The organism is Roseixanthobacter psychrophilus (genome assembly GCF_043195195.1).
Classification (GTDB): Bacteria; Pseudomonadota; Alphaproteobacteria; order Rhizobiales; family Xanthobacteraceae; genus NCEH01.
This window is the reverse complement of the sequence record NZ_JBAFWT010000006.1, coordinates 1-24,666: the sequence shown is the minus strand read 5'-3', so window position 1 is coordinate 24,666 and position 24,666 is coordinate 1. Positions and strand designations below refer to the sequence as shown.

Here is a 24,666-nt window from a genome sequence, read left to right as displayed (position 1 = left end):
TCGCAGTATTGGCCGCCGTGGCGCGCCAGGCAAAGGTGTTTGCAGCGGCGGAAAAGGAAGTGAACCTCGCCGCAGGCAAGATCCTGAATGCCCAGCTCAAGGCCAAGGATCTGACCATTGAGAGCTTGCGCGCTGTGGGAGATGCGGTCGGCGAAACCGCACTCCTTCATGCTTTCGATGGCCTGAAGGACAGCGATCTCACCGGCCTCAAGAAGCGGGTCGATCCGCATTTGCCGGTTGGTGTAGCAACCGATGGCGGCGCGGCTCGGGTCCATTTGCTGGGTCTTGCGCTTGGTCGTTCTGTCCCGCAGCCCCCCGCGCCCAAGCCATCAAAGCCCGCGAAGGGCAAAGCCGCCAAGGCAATCGAAAAGGACGCCGCCGAAAAGGTTCCGCCCGCTCCAAAAGCCCCGGCGGCCGAGAAAGCCCCCCCTAAGCGGCGCCGCGGCGGGATTGGCAGCAAGGCCATGGCCGCGACTGAAGACGACAAGTAGCGCGGGGCCATCTTCACAACAGAGTGCCGCCCCTCAGCCCTGCCCCTCCGGGCCGGCCTCCGCGACATCGCGCAGGCGCAGGGTGACGCGGGCTTCGCCCTGCCAATGGTCGAGATCCAGCGATCCCGCCACATGCGCGGTCCGGCCGCGCAGCTCCATCATCGCCCGCCCCAGCGGTTCGTCGGCGCAGCGGAAGGCCACCGCGCGCAAGGTCGTGCCATCGCGGGCGGTGAGGCGGGCGCGCAGATGTCCGGCGCCAAACGTTTCCACATAGGAGAGGCGATGCGCGGGAAAGGCGAACACCGGCTCTGGATTGCCGGCGCCATAAGGGCCGGCCTTCGCCACCAGATCCACCAAGGCCGGCGTCGCACCGGAGGCGGTCAGCGCGCCGTCGATGGTCAACGTACCTTCGGAACGCGCGCGCTCCACCAAGGGGGCAAGTTCGGTTTCGAGATAGGCGCGCAGGTCGCCGAGGCGCCCGCGCTCGACCGTCAGACCCGCCGCCATGGCATGGCCGCCGCCCTTCACAAGCAACCCCGCCGCGACCGCCCCGCGCACCACCTTCCCAAGATCCACCCCGGGAATGGAGCGCGCCGAACCGGTGCCGGTCTCGCCGAGAAAGGCGATGGCCAGCGCCGGCCGATTGAAGCGCTCCTTCAGGCGTGAGGCGACGAGGCCGACCACACCGGGATGCCACCCATCGCCGCTAACAACCACGGCGGCCCCGGCATCCGCGCCGTGGGCCGCAAAGGCCTCGGCCTCGGCACTGGCGAGAATGGTGCGCTCCACCTCCTGCCGCTCGGTATTGAGGCGATCCAGCTCCGCCGCCATCACCTTGGCGTCCATCGGATCCTGCGTCAGAAGGAGGCGGGTACCCAAGGTCGCATCGCCGATGCGACCGCCGGCATTGATGCGCGGGCCGAGCAGAAATCCAAGATGCCAGGGGCGCGGCGGCCCGTCGAGCCGCGCCACATCCATCAGTGCCGTCAATCCGGGACGCTGGCGCCGACGCAAAGCGATCAGCCCTTTGGTCACGAAGGCGCGGTTGAGCCCAATGAGCGGCACCACGTCGGCCACCGTGCCGAGCGCCACGAGATCGAGGGCGGCGAGCAGATCCGGCGCGGGGCACTCGGTGGTCCAATGCTGCTCTTCACGCAGGCGGCGCACGAGACCAACCATGGTGATGAACACCAGCCCCACCGCGCATAAATGGCCGAGGCCGGAAAGATCGTCTTCCCGGTTCGGATTCACGATAGCTTCCGCCTCGGGGAGAGTTTCTCCGGCTTGGTGATGGTCGATCACCACCACGTCGAGGCCGAGTTTGCGGGCGGCGGCAAGGGGTTCGAGGCTGGTGGTGCCGCAGTCCACTGTCACCAGCAGGGTGACGCCGCGCGCCGCCAATTGCTCGATGGCGCCCACGTTCGGCCCGTAGCCCTCGAAGATGCGGTCTGGAATATGGAACAGAGGGTCCAACCCACCGGCGCGGAGCACGCTCACCAACAGGGCCGTGGAGGTGGCACCGTCCACATCATAATCACCAAAAACCGCGACGGTTTCTCCGGTGCACACGGCAGCCGCCAAGCGCTCCACCGCCACTTCCATATCGGTCAGAATGTTGGGGTCCGGCAGCAGGGTGCGGATGGCGGGATCGAGATAAGCCGGCACATCCTCGATCGCGACGCCGCGCCCGGCCAGGATGCGTGCCAGCAACTCGGGCAGATCGTAGCGCTGGGCGATGGCAAGCGCGCTCTGGGCAGCGCGCAGGTCCAGCCGGTCGCGCCACGTCCGCTGGGTGGCGGAAGCGGTGACACCGAGAAAGGGGCGATTCGTCAGTTGCAGGTTCACGCCCCATGAAGCCAGAGCCGTGGGACGACGTCGAGTGCGCTCATGTGACAAGGACCAGCGCACCGGCCGCGGCCACCGCGATCGCAGTCGGAACCGCGAGCCGCAGCGCAAAAGCGGGCGGCCCCGCGCCGGCTCCGTAGGCGGCACGGGCGAGCGCGTTCACCCCCAAGCCCGCGAGCACGGCTTGGGCCGCCTCGACAAAGGTAATGCCATTTCCGGCGAGGCGCGCTGCGTTCAGCGTTGAGACATCGACATCGGCCAGACCGGTCAGGGCGCTCACGAGCAGGAGGCTGCCCGCACCGCTCGCCCGAAGCAGCCATGCGCTCAGCACCGCCACACCGGCAAAACCTGCGGCGAACACCAGCAGCGGCTTGAGGTCGAACGGATTCCCGAGGCGGGTTGCCTTCGGCACGCGGTCTCCGGCCTTGCGCATGAACCAGAAACCGCTGGCTGCAAAGATGATGGCGGCGAGTCCAGCGGGGGCGGCCACCTGCGCCAGAACCGAGGGTGCGAGGAGGGCCAGCAGGATGAGCACCCGCAGTATGGATATCATGGCGGCAAGGCAGGCACCGCCGGCCAGCAGGGCAGCCGGCTCCCCGCTCGCAGCACGGCGCGCGAACACGATGGTGACGGCAGTAGAAGAAACCAGGGCGCCCGCTAGGGCACCGAATAGGATGCCCCGCTGGGGACCTGCCACCTTCACCGCGACATAGCCGGCATAGGAGATGGCGGCGGTCAGCACGGTGAACAACCAGATCTCGCGCGGATTGATGGCATTGAGCGGGTCAATAGTGCGGTCCGGCAGCAGCGGCAGCACGATCACCGTCATCGCCAGCAACACCAGCGCGGAGCGCAGCTCTACCCAGGTGAGGCGCCGCACAAGCCCATGCAGCATGCTCCGGCTGGCGAGCAGGCCCGTCACCGCGATGGCGGCAGCGCCGGCAAGGTGCGAATCTCCCACCACAGCGAAAGCGCCGAGGGCGAACACCAGCAGCGCCGCCACGAGGCCGGTTACGGAAAATTCCCGCCGACGCTGCAACTCCCTCCAGGTAAATGCTCCGAAGGCCAGGGCAAAGACGATAAAGCCGGTGGCAAGCACGAGCGGGCTTTCCAGCCGCTGTGCCAATTCTGCGAACACACCGCCCATGAGTCCGGACAGGGCAAAGGTGCGTACGCCCGCAGTGCGGCTTCCACCCGGCTGGTCGCGCGTCTGCCAGCCGCGCTCGACGCCGACGATGAGGCCGATGGCGAGCGCTGTTGCCAGCCGAAACAGCAGGTCCTGCATAGCCCCTTCCCGTGCGGCTAGCCGCCGTGCCGTCCTGTCCCTCAGGACCGGCGAATCAGAACACGAACTTGGAAAAATCCCGATGCTCGGTCTTCACCCGCCGGACCGTACCGGTGGAGGAGCGCATCAGCACCGTGTCGGTCTCGATCACCTCGCGGCCGAACCGGACGCCCTGCAGCAGGGCGCCGTTGGTAACGCCGGTGGCCGAGACCAGGCAATCCCCGCGCACCATGTCGGCAAGCTTGTAGATGCGCGAAAAGTCACGAATGCCCATCAGCTTGGCCTGCTTGCGCTTGGTCTCGCTGTCGAGCATCAGGCGCCCTTCCATCTGCCCACCGATGCAGCTCAGTGCCGCTGCCGCAAGCACGCCCTCAGCGGCGCCGCCGCTGCCGAGATAGATGTCGACCCCGCTCTCCTGCGGATTGGTGGTGTGGATGATACCGGCGACATCGCCATCGGTGATGAGCTTCACAGACGCGCCCACCGCATGCACCGCCTCTATCAGCGCCGCATGGCGCGGGCGATCGAGCAAGAGCACCGTAATTTCCGCTGGCGCAATGCCCCGCGCCTGGGCCAGAGCCTTGATGTTTTCCTGTGGGGTCGCGGCAAGCGAGACGATCCCTTCGGGATAGCCGGGGCCGATGGCGATCTTTTCCATGTAGACCGGCGGCGCGGCCAGCAGAGAACCGGTCTCGGCGATGACGATCACCGAGATGGAGCCGGGCATGTTCTTGGCGCACAAGGTGGTGCCTTCGAGTGGGTCGACGGCAATATCGACCGCGTCCCCCCCTGCCCCTACCTCTTCACCTAGAAACAGGTGCGGCACCTCGCCCTCGACGCCCTCGCCGATCACAACCCGCCCACTCAACGGCATCTTGGAGAGTTCGCGATAGGCGGCGGCGCTTGCCGCCTCATCGGCGGCCTGCTCGTCGCCCCGGCCGCGCAACCGCGCCGCCGCAACCGCGGCGCGCTCCGTCACGCGGGCAAGCTCAAGAGCGAAGCGGCGGTCCAGAACCTGCGCGGCGCGCGTCTGCGACATGGATCAGTCCTTCTCGATCCGGATCACCTGGGGCGGATTGGCAATCACGCCCTCCGCGTCAATGGCAGCAACGGCGCGCCGCACAGCTTCCTCGGTGGTGGCGTAGGTAATCAGGATGACGGTCGCCTGTTCGCCGTCACCCTTGCGGGTGGGACGGTGCTGCACGATGGATTCCAGCGAAATGCCTTCGTCCGCCATGCGGCCGGCGATGGTGGCGGCTGTTCCCGGCTTGTTCACGGCCGCGAGGCGGATGTAATAGCCGCCTTCGTGCAATTGCATGGGGGCACGTTGCGGCACCTGCAGCGCGGTTGTGGCAAGCCCGAACGGATAGCCGGCACCGCCGCGCGCGAGGTCGACGAGATCAGCGACCACGGCCGAGGCGGTCGCGGCACCGCCGGCACCGGGACCGACCAGCGTCAACGCCACGGCGTCGCCGTCCACAGCCACGGCATTGGTAACACCGGAAACCTGGGCGATGGGCCAGTGCTTGGGCACCATCGTGGGATGCACGCGCTGCTCGATTCCGTCGTCGGTGCGCACCGCGACGCCCAGCAGCTTCACCTTGTAGCCCAGTTCATCGGCTGCCTGGAGGTCGGCCAGGGTCAGCGAGCGGATGCCCTCGACATAGATGGCGTCGGCGTCCACCTGGGTACCGAACGCAAGCGAGGTTAGGAGCGCGAGCTTGTGCGCGGTGTCGTGGCCGTCGATGTCGAAGGTCGGATCGGCTTCCGCATAGCCGAGCCGTTGGGCCTCCGCGAGGCAGGTTTCAAATGAGAGACCCTCATCCGCCATGCGGGTGAGGATGTAGTTGCACGTGCCGTTCAAGATGCCGGAGACGCGGGCGATGCGGTTGCCCACCAGCGCCTCGCGCAGGGTCTTGACGATCGGTATGCCCCCCGCAACGGCGGCCTCGAAATTGAGCGCGACCCGGTTGGCCTCGGCAAGGCCGGCAAGGTCTAGCCCATGCTTCGCCAGCAGAGCCTTGTTGGCGGTCACGACCGGCTTGCCGGCGGAGAGCGCCGCGACGACCGTGGCCTTAGCGGGATTGCCGTCCCCTCCCATGAGCTCGACCAGAACGTCGATCCCCGCATCATTCGCCAGCGCGACGGGATCGTCGTGCCAGCGCATGCCGGAGAGATCGATGCCACGATCCTTGGTGCGATCGCGAGCGCTCACCGCCACCACTTTGACGGTGCGACCGGTGCGGGCCGCGATCTCTGCCGACTGGCGCTCCAGCATCTTCACAACGCCAGTGCCGACGGTGCCGAGGCCAGCCAGCCCCACATTCATGTCACTCATGGGAAATCGGACTTCCTAATGCGATCAGCGGGCTGCGCTCAGCGGTACAACATTGTGCAGCGTAGTGCCGGCGGTCTCGAAGAACCGGCGGACGTTGCGCGCCGCCTGTCGGATCCGCTGCTCGTTCTCCACGACCGCAATGCGAACGAAATCGTCGCCGTGCTCTCCGAAGCCGACACCCGGGGCGACCGCAACCTCCGCCTTTTCAATCAGGAGCTTGGCGAATTCTACGCTGCCCATGGCACGGAAAGGCTCGGGAATTGGCGCCCAGGCGAACATGGACGCCTCGGGTGCCGGAATGGTCCAGCCAGCGCGGCCGAAGCTCTCCACCAGGGCGTCGCGGCGACGCTTGTAAGTCTCGCGCATCTCGACGATGCAATCCTGCGGACCGTTCAGGGCGGCGGTCGCTGCCACCTGGATCGGCGTATAGGCCCCATAATCCAGATAGGACTTCACCCGAGAGAGTGCGGCAATCAGCCGGTCGTTGCCGACCGCAAATCCCATGCGCCAGCCGGCCATGGAATAGGTCTTGGACATGGAGGTGAACTCCACCGTCACGTCCATGGCGCCTTGAACCTGCAGCACCGAGGGCGGCGGAGTGTCGCCGTAATAAAGCTCCGCATAGGCGAGGTCGGAGAGGATGATGAGGTCGTTCTTCTTCGCGAAGGCTACCACGTCCTTGTAGAAATCCAGGCTCGCCACCGTCGCGGTGGGGTTGGACGGATAGCACAGCACGACGGCGATGGGCTTCGGGATCGAATGCTGGACCGCTCGCTCCATGGCATGGAAGAAGCCGGCATCCGGTTCCACAGGCACGGAGCGGATCACGCCGCCCGCCATGAGGAAGCCGAAGGCGTGGATGGGATAGCTGGGATTGGGCGTGAGGATCACGTCGCCCGGCGCCGTTATGGCCTGTGCCATGTTGGCGAAGCCCTCCTTGGAGCCGAGGGTGGCGACCACCTGACGGTCCGGATCCAGCTTTACGCCAAACCGTCGCGCATAATAGGCGGCCTGCGCCCGTCGCAGGCCGGGAATGCCCTTGGAGGCCGAATACCGATCGGTGCGCGGCTTGCCGATGGTTTCCTTCAGTTTCTCGATCACATGGGCCGGCGCGTCGAGGTCCGGATTGCCCATGCCGAGGTCGACGATGTCGGCGCCATTGTTGCGGGCGGCGGCCTTCACACGATTCACCTGCTCGAACACGTAGGGCGGCAGCCGGCGAATGCGGTGGAAATCGGTCATCTCAGTCAAGCTCCAAGGCCGCGCGCCCTTCTCTCCCGGCGCGGCGAACGAGCGTTCTACCACTGTTCGGTGAAGGAAAAAGTGCTCATCGAATGCTGCAGGTGCGAGATTTGCATCAAAAGCGCGTCTTCGACCGCCCGAACCGGGATTTGCGTTAGGTCAAGACTGCCTCGCGGTGGACGCACTTCTCGCACGCAGGTGTTGCTCGGGCCTGTAATCGCACACACCGTCGGGCCAAACAGGCCGACGCAGGGAACCTCAAGCGCCCCCGTCAGGTGCAGCATGCCCGAATCATTGCCCAGCACGACACTGGAGCTGGCGACCTGGAACACGGCTTCCTCCAGCGGGGTGGTGGTAAAATCGCGCACCGGGGCCGCGGCAGCAATGATGCGGGCCGCCTCTGCCTCAGCCGGACCACCAAGCACCCATACCGAAAACCCGCGTGCCGCAAAGGCCGCAGCGATTTCGGCAAAGCGCTGCGCCGGCCACAGACGTTTCACATTATAGGCGCCAGGCGCAATCGCCAGCACAGGCCGGCCATCGGCTGGTATCTGGTTGCTCTTCTGCCAGGCGTAGAGATCCGCCGGCTGCACTTTGAGGCGCGGCGGGAGAATGGCTTCCATCACCTCACCGGGCTCGCGCGCCAGGGCGCAGACCTTCTCGGTCTCGCCATGGATCTCCTTCTCGCCCCAGCGGACCTGATTGATCACAAACAGGCGCCCTTCCCCAAACCAGCCCACCCGCTGCGGGATTCCGGCCAGGAACGGGACGATCGCTGCCTTGTATGTGCGGCTCACGACATAGACGCGACGATACTTTTCGCCGCGCAACCGGCTGGCGAGGTCGAACTTCTCCTGCAGGCCGAGAGCGCGATGGGGCGTATCGTCGACCCAGGCCTTGCGCAGTTCGGGGACAAAACGCACCAGTCGGTCGGTCGGGCTGCGGCATAGGAAATCAATGGCAACGCCGGGATGGCGGCGCGCCACGTGGCGGGCAAGTGCGAAGCAGCGGATATGATCGCCGATCCCGCCGAACCCTGCGATCAGGAAGGCATTGGTGCCCCGGCCGGTCGCGGCCCCGGGCGAAGCGGAGGGGCTCACGGCTGATCTTTCTGCGCGTCGATGTCGGCCTGTTGAAGCCGGCGCTGGGCTTCCAGCGCGGAATTCTCGAGCTCGGCCTGCACGCGCGCCAAGTCGGCGGGCGACAGCGGCGGTGGCCTCGGGGTGGGAGGGACCGAGAAGTTCGGGAAGTCACCGGCCTCGACCTTCGGAATGTCCGGCACTTTAGGTCCGAAAAGGGATTCGCCCGCGCAACCGCCGAGGGTGAGGGCCAGCAAAAGGCTGGATGCGGCCGCTGCGGCGCGCAAGGACCGGCCCGCCGGGCGGCGGACAGCCGAAAATGTCTGGCGCCGAACGCTATTCATTGTTTTCCCGCATTCCTCATCCAAACTGGAGGGCCTTAACATCAATACTCCTCCAGCCAAGCGACAGCGCCATTGGAATAATTTCACCCATCCGCCGCAGACGAAGCTCCTCGCCCCAGCCGATGCGGCCAGCTAATATGCCCGAACCAGGAAACGCGAAACAGGCTCCGCCACGGTCTTGCGAGAAGATCGCGGATGCGGGGCCGACGTCCAAGGATTGACCATGTCCGCGCCAAAGGACCTCACGCCCGCCGTCCGCCCTGCCCGGCTCGATATGGACGCTTTTGCCCACAACCTTGCTCAATTGATCGAGGAAGGCGGCAAAGCGATGGCGGCATATATCCGGCCCCGGGAAGCGGGCACAAAAAAAGACGATATGGCCGACGACATCGCCGACGCACTGAAAACGTTCGGCCAGGTCGCGGAATATTGGATGTCCGACCCTCAGCGCACGGCGGAGGCGCAGTCGCGTCTCATGACTAATTATATCTCGGTCTGGTCGGCGGCGTTGAAGAAGATGTCCGGCGAGCCCGCCGAAACCGTAACGACGCCCGACCCGAAAGACGCCCGTTTCAAGGACCCGGAGTGGAACTCAAACCCGTTCTTCGACGCGCTGAAGCAGACCTATCTCGTGACCACACGCTGGGCCGATTCCATGGTGAAGGAGGCCGACGGCCTCGACCCCCATGTGAAGCACAAGGCCGAGTTCCTCATGCGCCAGTTCACCAACGCCATCTCGCCCTCCAACTTCATCCTCACCAACCCGGAACTGCTGCGCGAGACGCTCAATTCCAACGGCGAGAACCTGGTGCGGGGCATGAGGCACTTCACCGAGGACCTGATCGAGGGCAAGGGCGACCTGCGCATCCGCCAGACTGACCTCTCGGCGTTCGAGGTCGGGCGCAACCTTGCCACCACGCCCGGCAAGGTGGTGTTCGAGACTGAGCTGATGCAACTCATTCAGTATACGCCGACGACGCCGAACGTGAAGAAGACCCCCGTGCTGCTCGTGCCGCCGTGGATCAACAAATTCTATATCCTCGACCTCAATCCCGAGAAATCCTTCATCAAATGGCTGGTGGACCAGGGATTGACGGTGTTCGTCATCTCTTGGGTCAATCCCGATGCACGACTCGCGGCCAAGGGGTTCGACGATTACATGCGCGAGGGCATCATGGCCGCCCTCGACGCCATCGAGAAAGCCACCGGCGAGCACCAAGTCCATACCATGGGCTATTGCGTGGGCGGTACGCTATTGGCGGTAACCCTGGCCTACATGGCTGCAGCGGGCGACGACCGCATCCCGAGTGCCACCTTTCTCACGACTCAAATCGACTTCACCCACGCGGGCGACCTGAAGGTGTTCGTCGACGAGGAGCAGCTCAGCGTCATCGAGCGAAAGATGCAGGAAACCGGCTATCTGGAAGGCCGCAAGATGGCATCGGCCTTCAATATGCTGCGCTCCAACGATCTGATTTGGCCATACGTTGTGAACAATTACATGAAGGGCCAGCAGCCCTTCCCGTTCGACCTGTTGTATTGGAATGCCGATTCGACCCGCATGCCGGCGGCGAACCATTCTTATTACCTGCGCAATTGCTACCTGGAGAACAACATCGCCAAGGGCCTCGCACGCATCGCCGGCGTACCCATCGACATGCACAAGGTGAATATCCCGGTCTATTCGCTTGCCACTCGCGAGGATCACATCGCCCCGCCCAAGTCCGCCTTCATCGGCGCCGGGCTACTTGGCGGTCCGGTGCGATTCGTTTTGGCCGGGTCGGGACATATCGCGGGGGTTGTAAATCCGCCCGCCAAGGTGAAGTACCAGCATTGGATCGGTGGTTCGGTGGGCGGCGCCTATGAGGACTGGCTTTCTGCTGCGAAAGAGGAGGCCGGTTCCTGGTGGCCGGACTGGATGCAGTGGTTTTCCGCCTTGCATGGAGACGAGGCTCCGGCCCGCGAGCCCGGCGGCGGGGTATTGCACCCTATTGAGGATGCCCCCGGGCGATACGTGCGCGAACGCTCATGACCTGAGCGCCATCTGAGCCATTGCAGTGCACGCGGTGTTGTGCCCACCGCGTGCTTTTTTTTGGCCCTGGAAATCCTTCTGATTGTAACAAATATTTATTGCACGTTTTTGGTGTGCATCTCATAGTCCCTCCACGGATGCTGCAGGCCCGTGCCACATCAGGAAACGGGCTGTTTGCCCTACGACGCCTTGTTGCCACGCATCCCTTCGTCGGGTGCGGCCGGCGCATGCCGTTGATGTCAGACCGGAGCTCGCCGCGCCGTCACTCAGGGAGAGACCACAATGTCGGATGGCGAACTGGAACCCATCGGGGCGGAGAAGAAGGACGACATCAAAAAAGCCAAGCCGAAGGGCGGCAGCGGAGGTGGAAGCGGCCCAAGCCGGTTGTCCGTGATTGCCAACAAGAAGAACGATGCCGGCGTTGGTCATGGATATGACGTCAGCCGGGGCCTCAACATCCGCCAAGCCCTCCGTGGCCTGCTGTTCGACCTGCAGGTCGAAGCCACGGGCGATGACGATTTCGAATTCGTCATCGTCAAGCGCAGCGCGGACGGCACGGTGACGGCACGCGCGCAGTTGGAATGGATGGCTCTGCCGACCCAGGGATATAGTCGCATTTTCGGCTCCACGGCCGATCAATACGCTTCGGAGGTTACGGACAAGCTGGGCCTCGACGCCTCATACGGCGGCTTCTCGGGCGCGATTTCCACCGCGGTGACCGACTCCCGCACGCTGAAGACCACCTCCAGCCTCCTGACCCTGCGCTTCATGCGGACCATCGCGCGGGTGTCGCTGCCGACCAATTACAAGACCTTCGTCCGGCCTGAGGTTGCCGCCATCCTCGACGGCACGGATGAAGAGCTGGCGGACTTTTTCGAGCAATTCGGAACGCACTTCGTCCGCGAGAGCCTCTACGGCGGCTATTGCGACTGCACCACCGTTCTCAAGTCTGCCGAATCGTCGCGGATCGAGAAGGTGGAGGCCTCCATCAAGGCATCCTTCGATAGCAGCGCCGGCCTCACTTCCGGCGGAGAGGATGCGCCCAAGGCCCCGACCGGATCGGTCACAGCTCGCGCCGAGCGCAACAAGGAACTGAGCGAAACGTTCAAGAAGAATACCGAATCCGTTTCCTGGCTCTCGGTCGGGGGCAAGAGCGCGGTACTGAATCAGGAGCAAATTCCAGACTGGGCCGCGACAATCGACGAGGCACCCACCCTTTGCGGTTTCGAAACCAAGGGCGCCCTGATGCCGATCTGGACGCTCTGCAGCAAACCGGAACGCGCCCGTAAGGTGGAAGCGCTCGCGCGCCAGTTCCTGAAACAGCGCAATGCCGGCATCATCTATGCCATCGAAAGCAAACTGAAGCTCGCCAAGTGCGACACCTTCACCACCTTGCTTTCCGACAAGGGCATGGGAACGGCGAATGACATGACCGTCTATGTGCCTGTGCGGAGCGCGCAACAGAAGGATTTCTTCTTGCTGGGCCATGTGGTGGAGAACCATTACGGCCAAGCCCGGGGGCGCACCTATCTTGTGAAGGACCCAAGCCCCACCAGGACGCTGCTCATGCCTCCGGTCGATTGCATCCAGGTCTGGTCGTCTGCGGGCAGCGGATTCCGCGAATTCAGCATCTGGAGGATGGTCCCACCCGATGGCTATGTCGCCCTCGGACACATCGTATCGCCATCGTGGAAGCGCCCGCCGCTGGATGATTTCCGCTGCGTGCGCGAAGTGGATACCGAAGCCGCCAAATATGGTGGATCTGTCTGGTCCAACACCATCGGCAAAACCGAGTTCCTGACCACCGGGTTCAATCCTTTGGTTTCCGGTTGGCGGATGCTGAGTGCGGGAGAGGTGAGCGGGGCGGTGCGCGTCGGCGACCGCGAGGTGGAGATCTATCCGGTCGAGCCGAAGACGCCCCTCAGCGGGCTCGCCTTATCCTTGTTCCACGCCTTCGACTATTGGAACGACCCGAAAGGCTTCCCCGTGACCCTCAAGGCCGAGTTGCTCGAGGGCTGACCCCGCCTTCTTTCCTCCTCTCCTTCCTCATCTGCGGAGACCAAAAATGACCCTTCCTATGGGACGTAAGCGCATGCTCGCCATCCTGGGCGCCGGAGCCCTGCTTCTTGCCGGTTCAGGCCTCGCGGAGGCCGACACCTGGAGGATCGGCGAACGGCTCAGCTATTTCTGCCGCAACCCAGGCAACTCCAGAGACACTATTCAGTATTGCCACAACTGCGTAAGGGCCATTGGCGCAAGCCAAACCTACGTCACCTGGACGTTCCCGGTCTATTGCAACGGTCGCGCGACAGGGCAGCAGGTTCGCGGCGAGCTCAGATGCAGCGCGGCGGGGAGCGAGCCGGACCAGAAGCGGGCAATCACGCAGAACGCCCTCTCAAAGCTGCCCTCCGCCTCAAAGGCTTGCCCGCGATAAGAGCCGCTGGCCAAACCATTTGGGGATTGCGGGACGCATGTTCCGTCCGCCTCGGGCACGGGCTTGCGCGAATGTCGCATGCCCGTCAGTTTCCATCCCTACAGAGCGGGTGCAGGTGCGAACGTTCGCATCTGCACCTCGCCGCGGCATGCCGGTGGACCGGCTTGCCGGCGATGTCCTCAGGGCGAAGGGATGGACGATGAGTTTCCTCATCTGTTTGGGCGCGCTCGCGTTTTTGATGTTCGTCGCGTATCGCGGCTTCAGCGTGATCCTGTTTGCACCGGTTGCAGCCCTCGGCGCGGTGCTGCTGACCGATCCGGCCGCCGTGCCGGTCATCTATTCCGGCCTGTTCATGGACAAGATGGTCGGATTCATCAAACTCTACTTCCCGGTCTTCCTGCTCGGCGCGGTGTTCGGCAAAGTAATCGAACTCTCGGGCTTCTCGCGGTCCATCGTCTCGGCCGCAATAGGCATTCTCGGCCAGTCCCGCGCGATGCTCGCGATCGTGCTGGTGGGCGCCATCCTCACCTATGGCGGCGTTTCGCTGTTCGTGGTGGTGTTTGCGGTTTATCCCTTCGGCGCGGAACTGTTCCGCCAGGTGGGGATTCCCAAGCGCCTGCTCCCGGCCACCATTGCGCTCGGCGCCTTCTCCTTCACAATGGACGCGATGCCCGGCACGCCGCAGATCCAGAACATCATCCCCACCACGTTCTTCAAGACCACCGCCTATGCCGCGCCGATCCTCGGCCTTGTCGGCAGCGCGTTTATCCTGCTGGTGGGGCTCTCCTATCTGAATTTTCGCCGCAAGCAGGCCTTAGCCAAAGGGGAAGGCTATGGCGAGGGGCACACGCAGGAGCCCACCCCGCAGGCCGCCGCGGGCCCCGGCGTCAGCCCGCTGCTCGCTATCCTGCCGCTGGTGGTGGTCGGGATCGCCAATCTCGCCCTCGGCCACCTCATCCCGCTCGCCTATGGTGACACGGCTACCGCCCTGCTGACCCCCGGCGAGCATGCGATCTCCATGCCGACCGCGTCGGTGGTCGCCATCTGGGCGGTACAGGGGGCCTTGCTGCTCGGCATCCTGACGGTCTTTCTGTTTGCCTTCCGCCCGGTGGCCCTGCAGTTCGCCGACGGCTCGAAAGCGGCAGTGGCCGGTGCGCTTCTGGCCGGCCTCAACACCGCATCCGAATACGGCTTCGGCGCTGTCATCGCGGCCCTGCCCGGCTTCATGGTGATCAAAAATGCGCTTGCTGCCATTCCGAACCCACTGATCAACGAAGCCATCTCGATCACGGCACTTGCCGGCATCACCGGATCGGCCTCGGGCGGGCTTTCGATCGCGCTCGCGGCCATGTCCGAACAATTCATCAGCGCCGCCAATGCCGCCGGCATCCCCATGGAGGTGATGCACCGCGTTGCCGCCATGGCTTCGGGCGGCATGGATACCTTGCCCCATAACGGCGCGGTCATCACGCTGCTGGCGGTGTGCGGCCTCTCGCACAAGCAGTCCTATGGCGACATCTTCGCCATCACCCTCACCAAGACCGCCGCCGTGTTCTTCGTAATCGCCTTCTATTACCTCACCGGCCTCGTCTGAGGCCGGGTCAGATCGGGTCGGAGGCGATCCGGCTCGGCAGCAGGTCGCCGCTCTGTTCCAGCACGGGATAGGCGGCGGCGGCCACGATGTGGCTGTTTATCTGCTTCATGTCGCTGAGCAGATCGAGATGCAGCGAGGACGTCTCGATGGAATCGGTCTGCCCGCTGCGCATGCGCTCCAGATGGGATTTGGTCCCCTCGGCCTCCGCAGTCCGGAACACGGATTTTTCCTCGGCCAGGAGGCGCGCGGCCCGCGGATCCTCGGTCATGAACAGGGAGCTGGCAAGCCGCAGGTTCGCGACCAGCCGCTCCATCAGCGCGCGCACCTCCGTCTCGCTCTGGGGCGAGAAGGCGAGGCCGCGCTTCACCCGCTTGTCGGCATGGATCAGCAGATTGCTCTCTACCATGTCGCCCGCCTGCTCCATCTGCGTAGAGAAGGTGAGGATGCGCTGAAGCCGAGCCTGATCCGCCTCGGACAGGTCGTTCGGGTCGAGCCCGGTGAGATAGCCTCGGATGGCGCTGTTCAGGCTGTCGATGATGTCTTCGTTGCGCTTGATCTGAGCGACATGGCTGAGGTCCCCGCCGACTACCGCCGCCAAGGAATCCTTCAGCATCGCCTCCAATAGATCGGCCAGCCGCATGGCCTCGCGCGACGCGGCACCCAGCGCCACGACAGGCACCTCCCGCGCGGCGGGATCGAGATAGAGCGGGCGCGAGGGATCGGCGAGGTCCACATGGGCCGGCATGAGCTTTTCCAGCAGCTTGGCGAACGGACCGAGAAGCGGAAAGAACAGCAGCGCTAGCACGAGGTTGAACAAGGTGTGGAAGTCGGCCACGGCTCGGCCGTTATCCGGCTGCAGCGTCACCATCAGCTCGCCGATGGGACCGAGGAATGCCAGGACGATGACGGTGCCGAGAATGCGGTTGATGAGATTGCCCACCGGCAGGCGCCGCGCGGCCGGGCCGCCACCGGAAGCGCCCTCCAGCACCGGATTGATGGCGGAGCCGATATTGGCGCCCAGCACCAGGGCGAACGCCGCTTCGGGTGGCACCACGCCCTTGCTGGCGAAGGACATGATCAGCAGGATCACCGCGACGCTGGAATGCGCCGCCCAGGTCACTACCGCCGCCAGCAGCACGTCGATCAGCGGCATAGTGGCGATTGCGCCGAGGAACAGGCGCAGGCTCGGCGCATCTTCATAAGGCGTCATCAATTCCAGCAATTGATGAAGCGCCAGCAGCATCAGCCCAAGCCCGATGAACACGCGGCCGATATCCCGCGTGCGCTCGACGCCGCCGCGCCGAAACATCATCACGCCCACCAGGATCAGCGCCGGAGAAAACGCCGCACCGTCGAACGAGAGCACCTGGACGATCAGCGTCGTCCCGACATTCGCGCCGAGCATCACTGCGAGCGCCGGTACAAGGTCCACAAGCCCGGCGGCGGCAAAGCCGGAGACCATGAGCCCGGTAGCGGTGCTGGATTGGAGCACCGCCGTCACGCCGAGGCCGGCAATGAAAGCCCGCGGCTGGCTCTTCAACGCATTGCCGAGCACGGTCCGCAGCTTCGGCCCGAAGGTGCGCTGGATGCCAGACTGCACCATGTGCGTGCCCCACAGCAGCAGGGCGATGGCACCGGCGAGGTTCAGGAGGGTCAGCGAGATATTCATCCCGGAGGGTCGCCTTGCTTGGATCTCGGGCAATCGCGCTTGCGGTGCCTTCGGCCAGTGTTCATCGCATGGAGCCGGAAGGCGAGCCGTTTCCGCGCAGTCGCCGCATACAATCGGGAGACGGGTCCGCCGCCTTCAGGCCGGTGGAGCCGCCTCGCCTTCCGGCTCGACATAACGGGGAAAAATCCCCACGGGGGCTGGGATCACCACGCCTCCAGCCAACCGATGCGCGCCGCCGAGACGGGAGAAATCCCGCTCGCCCGCCGGCAGGACCAGCAGATCGAGCATGCGGCCCGCGCTTTCCGGCATCACCGGTTGGGCGAGGATCGCCACCTGGCGGATCACTTCCGCTGTGGTCCAGAGCACAGTCTTCATGCGCTCGGGATCGGTCTTGCGCAGCGCCCAGGGGGCCGCGGCGGCAAAATAGCGGTTGGCGTCCGCCACAACCGCCCACACCGCCGCCAGATAATGGTGGATCGCCTGGACGTCCATGGCCTCGCGGGCCTTGGCGATCATCCCATCGGCCTCCGCGAGAATGGCCTCATCCTCGGCCGAGAGCGGGCCAGGCTCGGGCACGACCCCGTCAAGATTCTTGGAGATCATGGACAGCGAGCGCTGTGCCAGATTGCCGAGGTCGTTGGCGAGGTCCGCATTCATGCGCGTGACGATGGACTCATGGCTATAGGAGCCGTCCTGGCCGAACGAGACTTCGCGCAGGAAGAAATAGCGCACCGCGTCCACGCCATAGGCTTTCACGAGGTCGAACGGATCGACCACGTTGCCCACCGACTTGGACATCTTCTCCCCGCGATTGAACAGGAAGCCGTGGCCGAACACCCGCCTGGGCGCCGCCAGCCCCGCCGACCAGAGGAAGGCCGGCCAATAGACCGCATGGAAGCGCGTGATGTCCTTGCCGATCACATGCACGTCCGCCGGCCAATATTTGGCGAACAATTCGCCCTGCGTATCGGGATAGCCGAGCGCGGTGATATAGTTGGTCAGCGCATCCACCCACACATACATGATGTGCTTGGGGTCTCCCGGCACGGGAATGCCCCAGTCGAACGTGGTCCGCGAGATCGAGAGATCCTGGAGACCGCCCGAAACGAAGCTCACCACCTCGTTGCGGCGCGCGTCGGGCGCGATGAAATCGGGATTTGCGGCGTAATGGTCCAGCAGCTTCTGTTGGTAGGCCGAGAGACGGAAGAAATAGCTTTCCTCTTCCACCCATTCCACCGGCGTGCCCTGGGGTCCGAGGCGTACGCCATCGGTATTCACCTGGGTTTCATCCTCGGCGTAATAGGCCTCGTCGCGCACTGAATACCAGCCGGCATAGGTGGACTTATAGATGTCCCCATTCGCCGCCATTTTTTCCCAGATCGCCTGGCAGGACTTCTTGTGGCGCTCTTCCGTGGTGCGGATGAAGTCGTCCACGGAGAGGCCGAACGCCTCCACCATGGCCTCGAAGCGCGGCACATTGCGCGCCAGGAGTTCCTGTGGCGTGAGGCCCGCCTTCTGGGCGGTCTGCAACATCTTGATGCCGTGCTCGTCGGTCCCGGTGAGGAAGCGCACGTCATAGCCGTCGAGCCGCTTGAATCGGGCGATGCAATCGGTAGCGATCGCCTCATAGGCATGACCCATGTGGGGCACGCCGTTGGGATAGGCGATGGCGGTGGTGATGTAGAACTTCGGCTTCGACGACATGGCGGCCCGCTTGGATGCGCGAGGAGGCTCGCCTTGGTTCGCGCTCAGGCGCGCGCGGCCTCGGCCAGCTCGGTGAAAATGCGAAAGACCAACGCCTTGCGGTCGAGATTGAACGTGTCCGCCTCGCCCGCCGCGCGCCGAACCTTCTCCCACACCTCACCCAGGCGGACAAGGCGCCCGCGCTCCCATTGGCCTTCGGTCGCGGTTTGCGCGATCCAGTCGCTCACCGCCTCGACGAACAGGTCGAACCCGTCGCCGCGATCGCCTTGCAGGCGCGCGCCGAGTGCGTGCATCTCGTCCGGCCGTGCTTTCGGCAATTGATCCAGGAGGCGCAAGGTGGCGGCCCGCACCTCCATGCCCTCTCCCCGAGCCAGGATCAGTGCCCGTCGAACGCTGCCGCCACTCGCCTCCGCAGCCTGAGGCAGGCGGGCCGGATCGAGATCGGGAATTTCCGCCCGCAGATGGTCGAGGGCCGCAAGCACGTCCGGGACCGCAAGTTCACGCAGCCGCACCAGGCGCGTGCGCGAGCGGATTGTCGGCAGCACCCGGCCAGGGGCGTGGGACACCAAGAGGAACAGGGAGCGCGGCGGGGGCTCTTCAAGCGTCTTCAGTAACGCGTTCGCACCGGCGGCGTTGAGATCGTCCACCGCATCTACGATGCATACTCGCCAGCCGCCGGAGGAGGCCGTCGCGCCGAAGAAGGCGCGCACCCGCCGTACCATCTCGGCGGGGATCATGGTGGGGATCTTGTCTTCGCCTGCTTCCGGAACACGGCGGATCGCGAGCAGGTCCGGATGTGTCAGTGCCGCGACCTGTCTGGCGACGGGCGCGCGGGCATCCATCGCGAAATCATGGCGGTCCGGCCCTGCGGGCGCACCGGAAAGCACGAAGCGGGCGATACGGTAGGCGAGCGTCGCCTTGCCGATGCCCTCCGCGCCACCGATCAGCAACGCATGGGGAAAGCGCCCCGAGCGCCAGTCGCCGAGCAGGTCTGCCTCCACAGCCTCATGGCCGAAGAGGAGCGGCTGCTCGCGGGGGTGCAGCGCGCCAGCGAGGCGGTCGCCCTCGACCGGGCCGGTCATGCCGCCGTGCTTTCGGCGGGCAGCTTCAGGCGTGCGCTCACGGCGTCCAGAACCAGCGCTGCCACACGCTCCACGTCACCTTGCGCGTCGATGATCACGCACCGCTCCGGCTCGGCGCGCGCCAAGGCGAGGAAGGCATCGCGCACCGCTGCATGATAGTCGGCACCCTCGCGCTCGAAGCGGTCGGCCGCCGCACCCTTCCCCCGTGCAGCGGCACGGGCAAGCCCAATCTGCGGAGGCACATCAAGGACCAGAGTGAGGTCGGGGACGGTGGTCCCGACGCTGACCCGGTCGAGAGCGCGCAAGAGGCGGGGGTCTGCCTTTCCCACGGCACCTTGATAGACACGGGTGGAATCGGTGAAGCGGTCGCAGATCACCCAGGTGCCTGCATCCAGGGCCGGCTGGATCACCCCGCGGACATGGTCGGCCCTTGCGGCGGCAAACAACGCGGCTTCGCCTTGCGGCCCGAGCGGCTGCGCGGCGCCCGAAAGCAGCACTTCGCGCACCTGTTCCGCCAGCGGCGAGCCGCCGGGCTCGCGCGTAATGCGGACCGCAATGCCGCGTTTTTCCAGCGCTGCGGCCAGAAGCCGAGCCTGCGTCGATTTTCCGGTGCCTTCCCCGCCTTCCAGCGTGATGAAGCGACCGCGGGCGGCAGTCATTTCTGGATCTTGGCCAGGAGCTTCGTGCCGAGGTCGCGTGCGGTGTCGCCGACAAGCACGCCGGCGCCGTCGACGGCGCGCTGCCACATGGTCCCCACCGGCACGTCGGCCATGGTGACCAAAGGCACCTGCATCACCTTGAGCTGGCCACGAGTGATTTCGAGCTGGGCGACCTCGGTGCCCTTCATGACCGGCGCGCGCAACGGGCCATGATAGGTGATGCGGGCCATCAGCTTGTCCTGGCTGTTGCGCGGCATGAGGAGGGAAATGGGCTCGCGTGCCGCCAGCCCGACCGACCCGACATCGCCGCCAAAGACCGAGGCGCGCGCAAGCTCCGCGTCGGCGGCGAAAAGTGCGCGGTGCTCAAAGGAGTGGAAGCCCCAGTCAAGGAGCCGGCGCATTTCTTCCAGGCGGACTTTCTCGGAAGGCGCACCCATGACCACCGCGATCAGGCGCTGGTTGTTTTGTACCGCCGAGCCGACAAGATGGTAGCCGGCATCCTTCACCCAGGACGCATGCAGTCCGTCTGCCCCAACCCCCGCCTCCAGGAGCGGATTGCGGTTGCGCTGCTTAATCTTGTTCCAGTCGATGCCGGGCACGGCAAAGATCGGATACAGGTCGGGAAAGGTGCGAATGATATAACGCGAGAGCTGCGCCATGTCGCGCGCCGTGGTCACCTGGCCCGGGTCGGCAAAGCCGGTGGAATTGCGGAACGATGAGCCGGTCATGCCGAGTTCCTCGGCCTTGGCGTTCATCTTGACCGCGAACTCGCCTTCGGTGCCCGCGACGCCCTCCGCGAGCGCGATCGCCGCGTCGTTGCCGGAGACGACCAGGGCACCCGTCAGCAGGTCGCCGACCCGTACGCTGCTTTTCACCGCCGCGAACATGGCTGCGCCACCTGAAGGGCCACCGCCGCGCCGCCAGGCATTTTCGCTGACGGTGAACATGGTGTCCTGGGTGATCCGACCGGAATGGATATCCTCGAACACCACAGCAGCCGTCATGATCTTGGTGATGCCGCCCGGCGGCATGGACTTTTCCGAGTCCTTGTCGAACAGGATCGCCCCGGTTGAGAAGTCCACAAGGATTGCGCTCGGGACCGAGGTCTGGAACGTGGACTGCGCCTGGACCGGCAAGGCCGCGCCCAGAACTGCAAAACCTGCCGCGATGGCGGCAGGTTTGAGGAAGCGGTTCAACTGAGCGAGAAGGCCGCGTGTGCGCGTAACCGATCCGCGGCAATGGCCGCTGGATTTAACGCCCTGATCCATCATACCCCACGCCTGCATAGCTAAGACCACTCACAGGGGCCGCGCCCACGGCCCAGCCAGAGGGAGATGGCACGCTGTGCGCCGCAGGCTGAGCCTGGAAGGCGACGCGTTGCTGTGCCGAAACGGGAGCGGGTGCCGGTGCAGCAAAGGCCGCCGAAGCGGTCCGCACCGGCACGACGGAAGGCGCGGGCTGAGCCGCCGCTTGGTGTGGCTGCGCCGGCGCGTCTTCGCCTTCCTCGTGTCCGAGATCGAAGGGTCGCTGGGGCGGTGTCGGAATCTCGCTCGCCGTCTCCAGCGGCACGGCCCGTGGCAGGTTCGGCACGAACGGTGCGGCGGAGGCCACCATGACGGCGGAACCGGTGGGCACCTGGGCGGGCTCGTTGATGCTCAGCGAGGCCGACAGACGCCGGTCGTCGGAGCCGTCGATCGGCGCGCGCGCCACATATTCCACCTTCACCTTCGCGACGCCCTTGCTGCTGAAGCCCAGCAGATCGGCGGTGCGATGCGAAACGTCGATCACCCGGTCGCGATGGAACGGTCCGCGGTCATTCACACGCACGATGATCGAATGATTGTTGTTGAGATTGGTGACGCGCACATAGCACGGCATGGGAAGAGTGGGATGGGCGGCGGAAATGGATTCGCGATCGAACACTTCGCCATTGGCGGTGAGGCGACCGTGGAAATCGTCGCCATACCAAGAGGCGATGCCTTCCGCCTTATAATTGGGATTATCGGCCGGGACATAGGTGCGCCCACCGATCACATAAGGCTTGCCGACGCGATAGGCGCCGCCACCCTTGGGCACCGGCTGGCCGTCCGCGACCACACGTGGACTGGCCGATACGCCGTATTTGGGGTCGATGTTGGAGCCGAGCTTGTTCGCACTGCTGCAACCCGCGAGAAGAAGGCAAACCGCGCCGAGGCTCAAGGTGCCGCGCCAGATGCGGAGCCGCGATGCGATCGTGTGCTCTGTCTTCATGTGCGCCCTGTCCTACCGGCCATCGACCAAGCCGACTCGCCGTACGCCCCATGGGTAGCCGTCACTATGTCACGGCAGGCTTCGATATGACAGAAATGGACTGGGGAACACGGCGAAAATGCGGCGCAGCTGCGGCCATGGTTAATGTTCTGTAATGAAGCGTTATCTGCCAAGGGTTTGAAAGAACAAGCTTCCCTCGGGTCATACGGCAAAGGCCCTGCCATTTTTTGAGCCGCTGTGGTCAAGTCGCACTTCGGTGCTGTCCGGCTCCATACCCTGTGCGCCCCCAGGCCAAAGCGCACGAAATGACTCGGAAGCGCTTCATCTCCCTTTCTGCGATGCCGAACCGAACCGTGTGAGGCCCGCGGGTCAGGAGCGGCACCACATCATCGCTCGCGTCGGCACCCGCCATGACCTTTTCATCCGCGACTGAGAAATAAATTTTGCCTTCAATCAGGCTCGAGCAACCACGGGCGACGGGTGACGCAAGCAGAGGATGCATGTTTGAATATTACACGTAGAAGGAATTAATTTCCCTAAGGAAACTGTCACCCCAATGTGTACAACCAGAAATTGTTACGGCATCACATCGGGTTTCCGAGACATGAAGTTATGATGACAATCAAATATGAGGCGGAACAACTTACGCGTTTAGAGCGCATATTCCGATCGGGAGGTGTGCCTTGCACCTCCCGGACACTTAAATGACATACGTTATTACCTCCTTAGCCTGGAAATAGTGCGATTACCGGTTGTAAAATACCTTTTTTGCCTCATTTATGGCCATTGATACCTCCTTGCTGCACTGCAATCAGTATAGATGCAGGAGGGCTCGGGGCATGACACGCAAAACGTGCAGCGATGAGCAAAGTGGACTCGCCCCATCGCGCGTTCGCACCTCCCCCACCGCTCATCATCCGGCGCTTAGGGCGCGGCTGCGCCACGTCATGCGTCTGATGTCTCAAGGGGGCACCCATGGCTGTCATCAATCTATCCGTGTCCGGCGAACCCATCGTACACGATGCACACGGAAGCCTGATCACCACGAGGCTGGACACCGGATCGGGGGCAATCGGAACAACCGGAGATAATGTCGGCGTTACCGCAACCTGGTTGAACTCTGGCACATATAATGGTCAACCCATCAGTCTGCGCGCGACGATCTTGTCAGTCGGCGATGCGAATGATTGCGTTGGATTTGATACGCTCGGGGACGACTTCATAGTCTTCCTGACGACCAATGGATCCGCGGAAAATCGCACCGCGGCAACCGCTGTTATTAAGTGGGACGTGTTAGATGCTGATACTAAGACTCCGATATCTGGAAATGTAAATGTTCAGATCGGTGATATCGACGGCATCGACGGTGTCGCCAGTACACGGGAAACAGTCACAGCATCTCAAGATAGTCTCTCGTCTTTTACCACGTCATCGAGTACGTCTATTTTAATTAGTGCCGCAAATAATCTCGTTTCCGCATCGGGGACGGAAAACAATACAATTTCGCCCGCCCCCTCGAATTCGTATGTCGGGTTTACCTTCTCGGACACATCTTCATTTATCGTCACTTACACGTTGGCCGCGAACAGTGTCACCGAGCAGGCCTTGTTCACGCACGACGGCGATTTTGATATCTCCATTTCCGGAGCCGTGATCACTTCCACGCCCCGCATCGACCTCGACGGGGACAATTCCAGCGGCCCCACAGGCGCTGACTTCGCAGCGCGCTTCGTTCAAGGGCTGGCCCGCGCCGCAATCGTCGATACCGACGTCACCATTACATCGACCGGCAATCTCACCGGCGCCACCGTGGTGCTTACCAACCGCCAAGCCGGCGACGATCTTGCCATCGGTGTTCTGCCGACCGGGATAACCGGCACGGTCGATGCAAGCGATCCTGCCAAGGTAACGGTGCAGCTGACCGGGACCGCAAGCGCCGCAGACTATCAGACAGCGCTTCAGGCCATCACATTCTCCAACGGCAGCGCGAGCGGGGGCGAAGGGATACGCGCCTTCGAGGTGTCGGTAGCGCAGAACGGAATTGAAGGAAATGTCGCCAAGACCGCGCTTTCGGTCGCCCCGAACCTCCTACTTGTTGACGACACCTATGCGGGCATTGAGGACACCCTGCTGCTGATCGACGTGTTGAAGAACGACACGGATGCCGATGGCGACACGCTGACAATCACCGCGATTAATGGGATCGCAATCCAGCCGAACAATTTCGTGAATATCGCAGGTGGAAGGATCACGCTCGATCCGAGCGGCGTTCTGATATTCCAGCCAACGGTGAATTCGGTCACGGCACCGAGTTTCACTTACACGGTCAGCGACGGACAAGGTCACATCGCCATCGCTTCGGTGAACGGCACGATGACCGCGGTCAACGATGCCCCGTCATCGAGTTCGCTATCATTCAGCTTCTCTGAAGATCAGTCGCAAATAATTTCCGTTCCACACCGGGACGTTGACAATGATGTTCTCACAATAACAAAGATAAATAGCACAGACGTAAGCATCGATGGATCTAGCGTTGTCATTGCAAGCGGGGTCATCACCTTAAACTTGGCCGGTAATATCATTTTCACACCGACCGCAAATTATAGTGGGCCTTATAC

General features: G+C 63.9%; 19 protein-coding genes. 6 read left to right on the top strand and 13 right to left on the bottom strand.

Features of this window, described 5'->3' with window-relative positions:
* Nucleotides 1-8 precede the first annotated feature (8 nt).
* Nucleotides 9-491: a hypothetical protein gene (locus V5F77_RS08160; RefSeq protein WP_429004851.1), complete on the top strand. Its 483-nt coding sequence runs from the start codon at nt 9-11 to the stop codon at nt 489-491.
* 33 nt (nt 492-524) lie between these two features.
* Here V5F77_RS08160 and recJ read toward each other — a convergent pair whose 3' ends face one another.
* The 7 genes from recJ to V5F77_RS08125 form a co-directional block, all read right to left on the bottom strand.
* The gene (gene recJ, locus V5F77_RS08155; RefSeq protein ID WP_429004850.1) at nt 525-2,336 is read right to left on the bottom strand and encodes a single-stranded-DNA-specific exonuclease RecJ; all 1,812 of its coding nucleotides are present in this window, start codon (nt 2,334-2,336) and stop codon (nt 525-527) included.
* A 40-nt stretch (nt 2,337-2,376) separates the two neighbouring features.
* Nucleotides 2,377-3,621, bottom strand: a complete 1,245-nt coding sequence (locus tag V5F77_RS08150) for an MgtC/SapB family protein (RefSeq protein ID WP_429004849.1) — start codon at nt 3,619-3,621, stop codon at nt 2,377-2,379.
* Nucleotides 3,622-3,676: 55 nt separating this feature from the next.
* The gene (gene glpX, locus V5F77_RS08145; RefSeq protein ID WP_429004848.1) at nt 3,677-4,660 is read right to left on the bottom strand and encodes a class II fructose-bisphosphatase; all 984 of its coding nucleotides are present in this window, start codon (nt 4,658-4,660) and stop codon (nt 3,677-3,679) included.
* Between the two features lie 3 nt (nt 4,661-4,663).
* A complete protein-coding gene (locus tag V5F77_RS08140) occupies nt 4,664-5,959 on the bottom strand; it encodes a homoserine dehydrogenase (RefSeq protein WP_429004847.1) in 1,296 nt (431 codons plus the stop codon).
* Between the two features lie 24 nt (nt 5,960-5,983).
* Nucleotides 5,984-7,201, bottom strand: coding sequence for an LL-diaminopimelate aminotransferase (locus V5F77_RS08135; protein ID WP_429004846.1), 1,218 nt, complete (start codon nt 7,199-7,201; stop codon nt 5,984-5,986).
* A 56-nt stretch (nt 7,202-7,257) separates the two neighbouring features.
* Entirely contained in the window at nt 7,258-8,187 is a 930-nt protein-coding gene (gene waaF / locus V5F77_RS08130) for a lipopolysaccharide heptosyltransferase II (protein WP_429004845.1), read from the bottom strand.
* A gap of 110 nt (nt 8,188-8,297) precedes the next feature.
* Nucleotides 8,298-8,567 (bottom strand): hypothetical protein, encoded by a 270-nt coding sequence (locus V5F77_RS08125; RefSeq protein WP_429004844.1) that lies wholly within the window; start codon nt 8,565-8,567, stop codon nt 8,298-8,300.
* A gap of 280 nt (nt 8,568-8,847) precedes the next feature.
* On the opposite strand from V5F77_RS08125, the gene phaC reads away from it, so the two are divergent.
* From phaC to V5F77_RS08105, 4 genes are all read left to right on the top strand, one after another.
* Nucleotides 8,848-10,656 (top strand): class I poly(R)-hydroxyalkanoic acid synthase, encoded by a 1,809-nt coding sequence (gene phaC / locus V5F77_RS08120; RefSeq protein WP_429004843.1) that lies wholly within the window; start codon nt 8,848-8,850, stop codon nt 10,654-10,656.
* A gap of 282 nt (nt 10,657-10,938) precedes the next feature.
* Nucleotides 10,939-12,675 carry a Vps62-related protein gene (locus V5F77_RS08115; protein ID WP_429004842.1) on the top strand — a complete coding sequence of 579 codons (1,737 nt, stop codon included), beginning with the start codon at nt 10,939-10,941 and terminating at the stop codon, nt 12,673-12,675.
* 73 nt (nt 12,676-12,748) lie between these two features.
* Complete coding sequence (locus V5F77_RS08110) at nt 12,749-13,090, top strand: hypothetical protein (RefSeq protein ID WP_429004841.1); 342 nt, start codon at nt 12,749-12,751, stop codon at nt 13,088-13,090.
* A 199-nt stretch (nt 13,091-13,289) separates the two neighbouring features.
* On the top strand, nt 13,290-14,684 hold the full coding sequence (locus V5F77_RS08105) for a GntP family permease (RefSeq protein ID WP_429004840.1): 1,395 nt from the start codon (nt 13,290-13,292) through the stop codon (nt 14,682-14,684).
* 7 nt (nt 14,685-14,691) lie between these two features.
* Here V5F77_RS08105 and V5F77_RS08100 read toward each other — a convergent pair whose 3' ends face one another.
* The 6 genes from V5F77_RS08100 to V5F77_RS08075 form a co-directional block, all read right to left on the bottom strand.
* The gene (locus V5F77_RS08100; RefSeq protein ID WP_429004839.1) at nt 14,692-16,353 is read right to left on the bottom strand and encodes a Na/Pi cotransporter family protein; all 1,662 of its coding nucleotides are present in this window, start codon (nt 16,351-16,353) and stop codon (nt 14,692-14,694) included.
* A gap of 135 nt (nt 16,354-16,488) precedes the next feature.
* Complete coding sequence (metG, locus tag V5F77_RS08095) at nt 16,489-18,057, bottom strand: methionine--tRNA ligase (RefSeq protein WP_429004838.1); 1,569 nt, start codon at nt 18,055-18,057, stop codon at nt 16,489-16,491.
* A 44-nt stretch (nt 18,058-18,101) separates the two neighbouring features.
* Nucleotides 18,102-19,139, bottom strand: coding sequence for a DNA polymerase III subunit delta' (locus V5F77_RS08090; RefSeq protein WP_429004837.1), 1,038 nt, complete (start codon nt 19,137-19,139; stop codon nt 18,102-18,104).
* Nucleotides 19,136-19,798 carry a dTMP kinase gene (gene tmk, locus V5F77_RS08085; protein ID WP_429004836.1) on the bottom strand — a complete coding sequence of 221 codons (663 nt, stop codon included), beginning with the start codon at nt 19,796-19,798 and terminating at the stop codon, nt 19,136-19,138. The genes V5F77_RS08090 and tmk overlap by 4 nt, the downstream gene beginning before the upstream one ends.
* A complete protein-coding gene (locus V5F77_RS08080) occupies nt 19,795-21,069 on the bottom strand; it encodes a D-alanyl-D-alanine carboxypeptidase family protein (protein WP_429004835.1) in 1,275 nt (424 codons plus the stop codon). The genes tmk and V5F77_RS08080 overlap by 4 nt, the downstream gene beginning before the upstream one ends.
* Entirely contained in the window at nt 21,050-22,048 is a 999-nt protein-coding gene (locus V5F77_RS08075) for a septal ring lytic transglycosylase RlpA family protein (RefSeq protein ID WP_429004834.1), read from the bottom strand. The genes V5F77_RS08080 and V5F77_RS08075 overlap by 20 nt, the downstream gene beginning before the upstream one ends.
* 975 nt (nt 22,049-23,023) lie before the next feature.
* Between V5F77_RS08075 and V5F77_RS08070 the strand changes: the two genes are divergently transcribed.
* Nucleotides 23,024-24,666 (top strand): Ig-like domain-containing protein (locus V5F77_RS08070; protein ID WP_429004833.1); only part of this gene is annotated, 1,643 nt, incomplete at its 3' end.

What these genes read in the sequence shown, in the direction of transcription:
- V5F77_RS08150 (WP_429004849.1), bottom strand. Translation starts at nt 3,621, where the DNA reads ATGCAGGACCTGCTGTTTCGGCTGGCAACAGCGCTCGCCATCGGCCTC.
- glpX (WP_429004848.1), bottom strand. Translation starts at nt 4,660, where the DNA reads ATGTCGCAGACGCGCGCCGCGCAGGTTCTGGACCGCCGCTTCGCTCTT.
- V5F77_RS08140 (WP_429004847.1), bottom strand. Translation starts at nt 5,959, where the DNA reads ATGAGTGACATGAATGTGGGGCTGGCTGGCCTCGGCACCGTCGGCACT.
- V5F77_RS08135 (WP_429004846.1), bottom strand. Translation starts at nt 7,201, where the DNA reads ATGACCGATTTCCACCGCATTCGCCGGCTGCCGCCCTACGTGTTCGAG.
- phaC (WP_429004843.1), top strand. Translation starts at nt 8,848, where the DNA reads ATGTCCGCGCCAAAGGACCTCACGCCCGCCGTCCGCCCTGCCCGGCTC.
- V5F77_RS08115 (WP_429004842.1), top strand. Translation starts at nt 10,939, where the DNA reads ATGTCGGATGGCGAACTGGAACCCATCGGGGCGGAGAAGAAGGACGAC.
- V5F77_RS08110 (WP_429004841.1), top strand. Translation starts at nt 12,749, where the DNA reads ATGCTCGCCATCCTGGGCGCCGGAGCCCTGCTTCTTGCCGGTTCAGGC.
- V5F77_RS08105 (WP_429004840.1), top strand. Translation starts at nt 13,290, where the DNA reads ATGAGTTTCCTCATCTGTTTGGGCGCGCTCGCGTTTTTGATGTTCGTC.
- V5F77_RS08100 (WP_429004839.1), bottom strand. Translation starts at nt 16,353, where the DNA reads ATGAATATCTCGCTGACCCTCCTGAACCTCGCCGGTGCCATCGCCCTG.
- metG (WP_429004838.1), bottom strand. Translation starts at nt 18,057, where the DNA reads ATGTCGTCGAAGCCGAAGTTCTACATCACCACCGCCATCGCCTATCCC.
- V5F77_RS08090 (WP_429004837.1), bottom strand. Translation starts at nt 19,139, where the DNA reads ATGACCGGCCCGGTCGAGGGCGACCGCCTCGCTGGCGCGCTGCACCCC.
- tmk (WP_429004836.1), bottom strand. Translation starts at nt 19,798, where the DNA reads ATGACTGCCGCCCGCGGTCGCTTCATCACGCTGGAAGGCGGGGAAGGC.
- V5F77_RS08080 (WP_429004835.1), bottom strand. Translation starts at nt 21,069, where the DNA reads ATGATGGATCAGGGCGTTAAATCCAGCGGCCATTGCCGCGGATCGGTT.
- V5F77_RS08075 (WP_429004834.1), bottom strand. Translation starts at nt 22,048, where the DNA reads ATGAAGACAGAGCACACGATCGCATCGCGGCTCCGCATCTGGCGCGGC.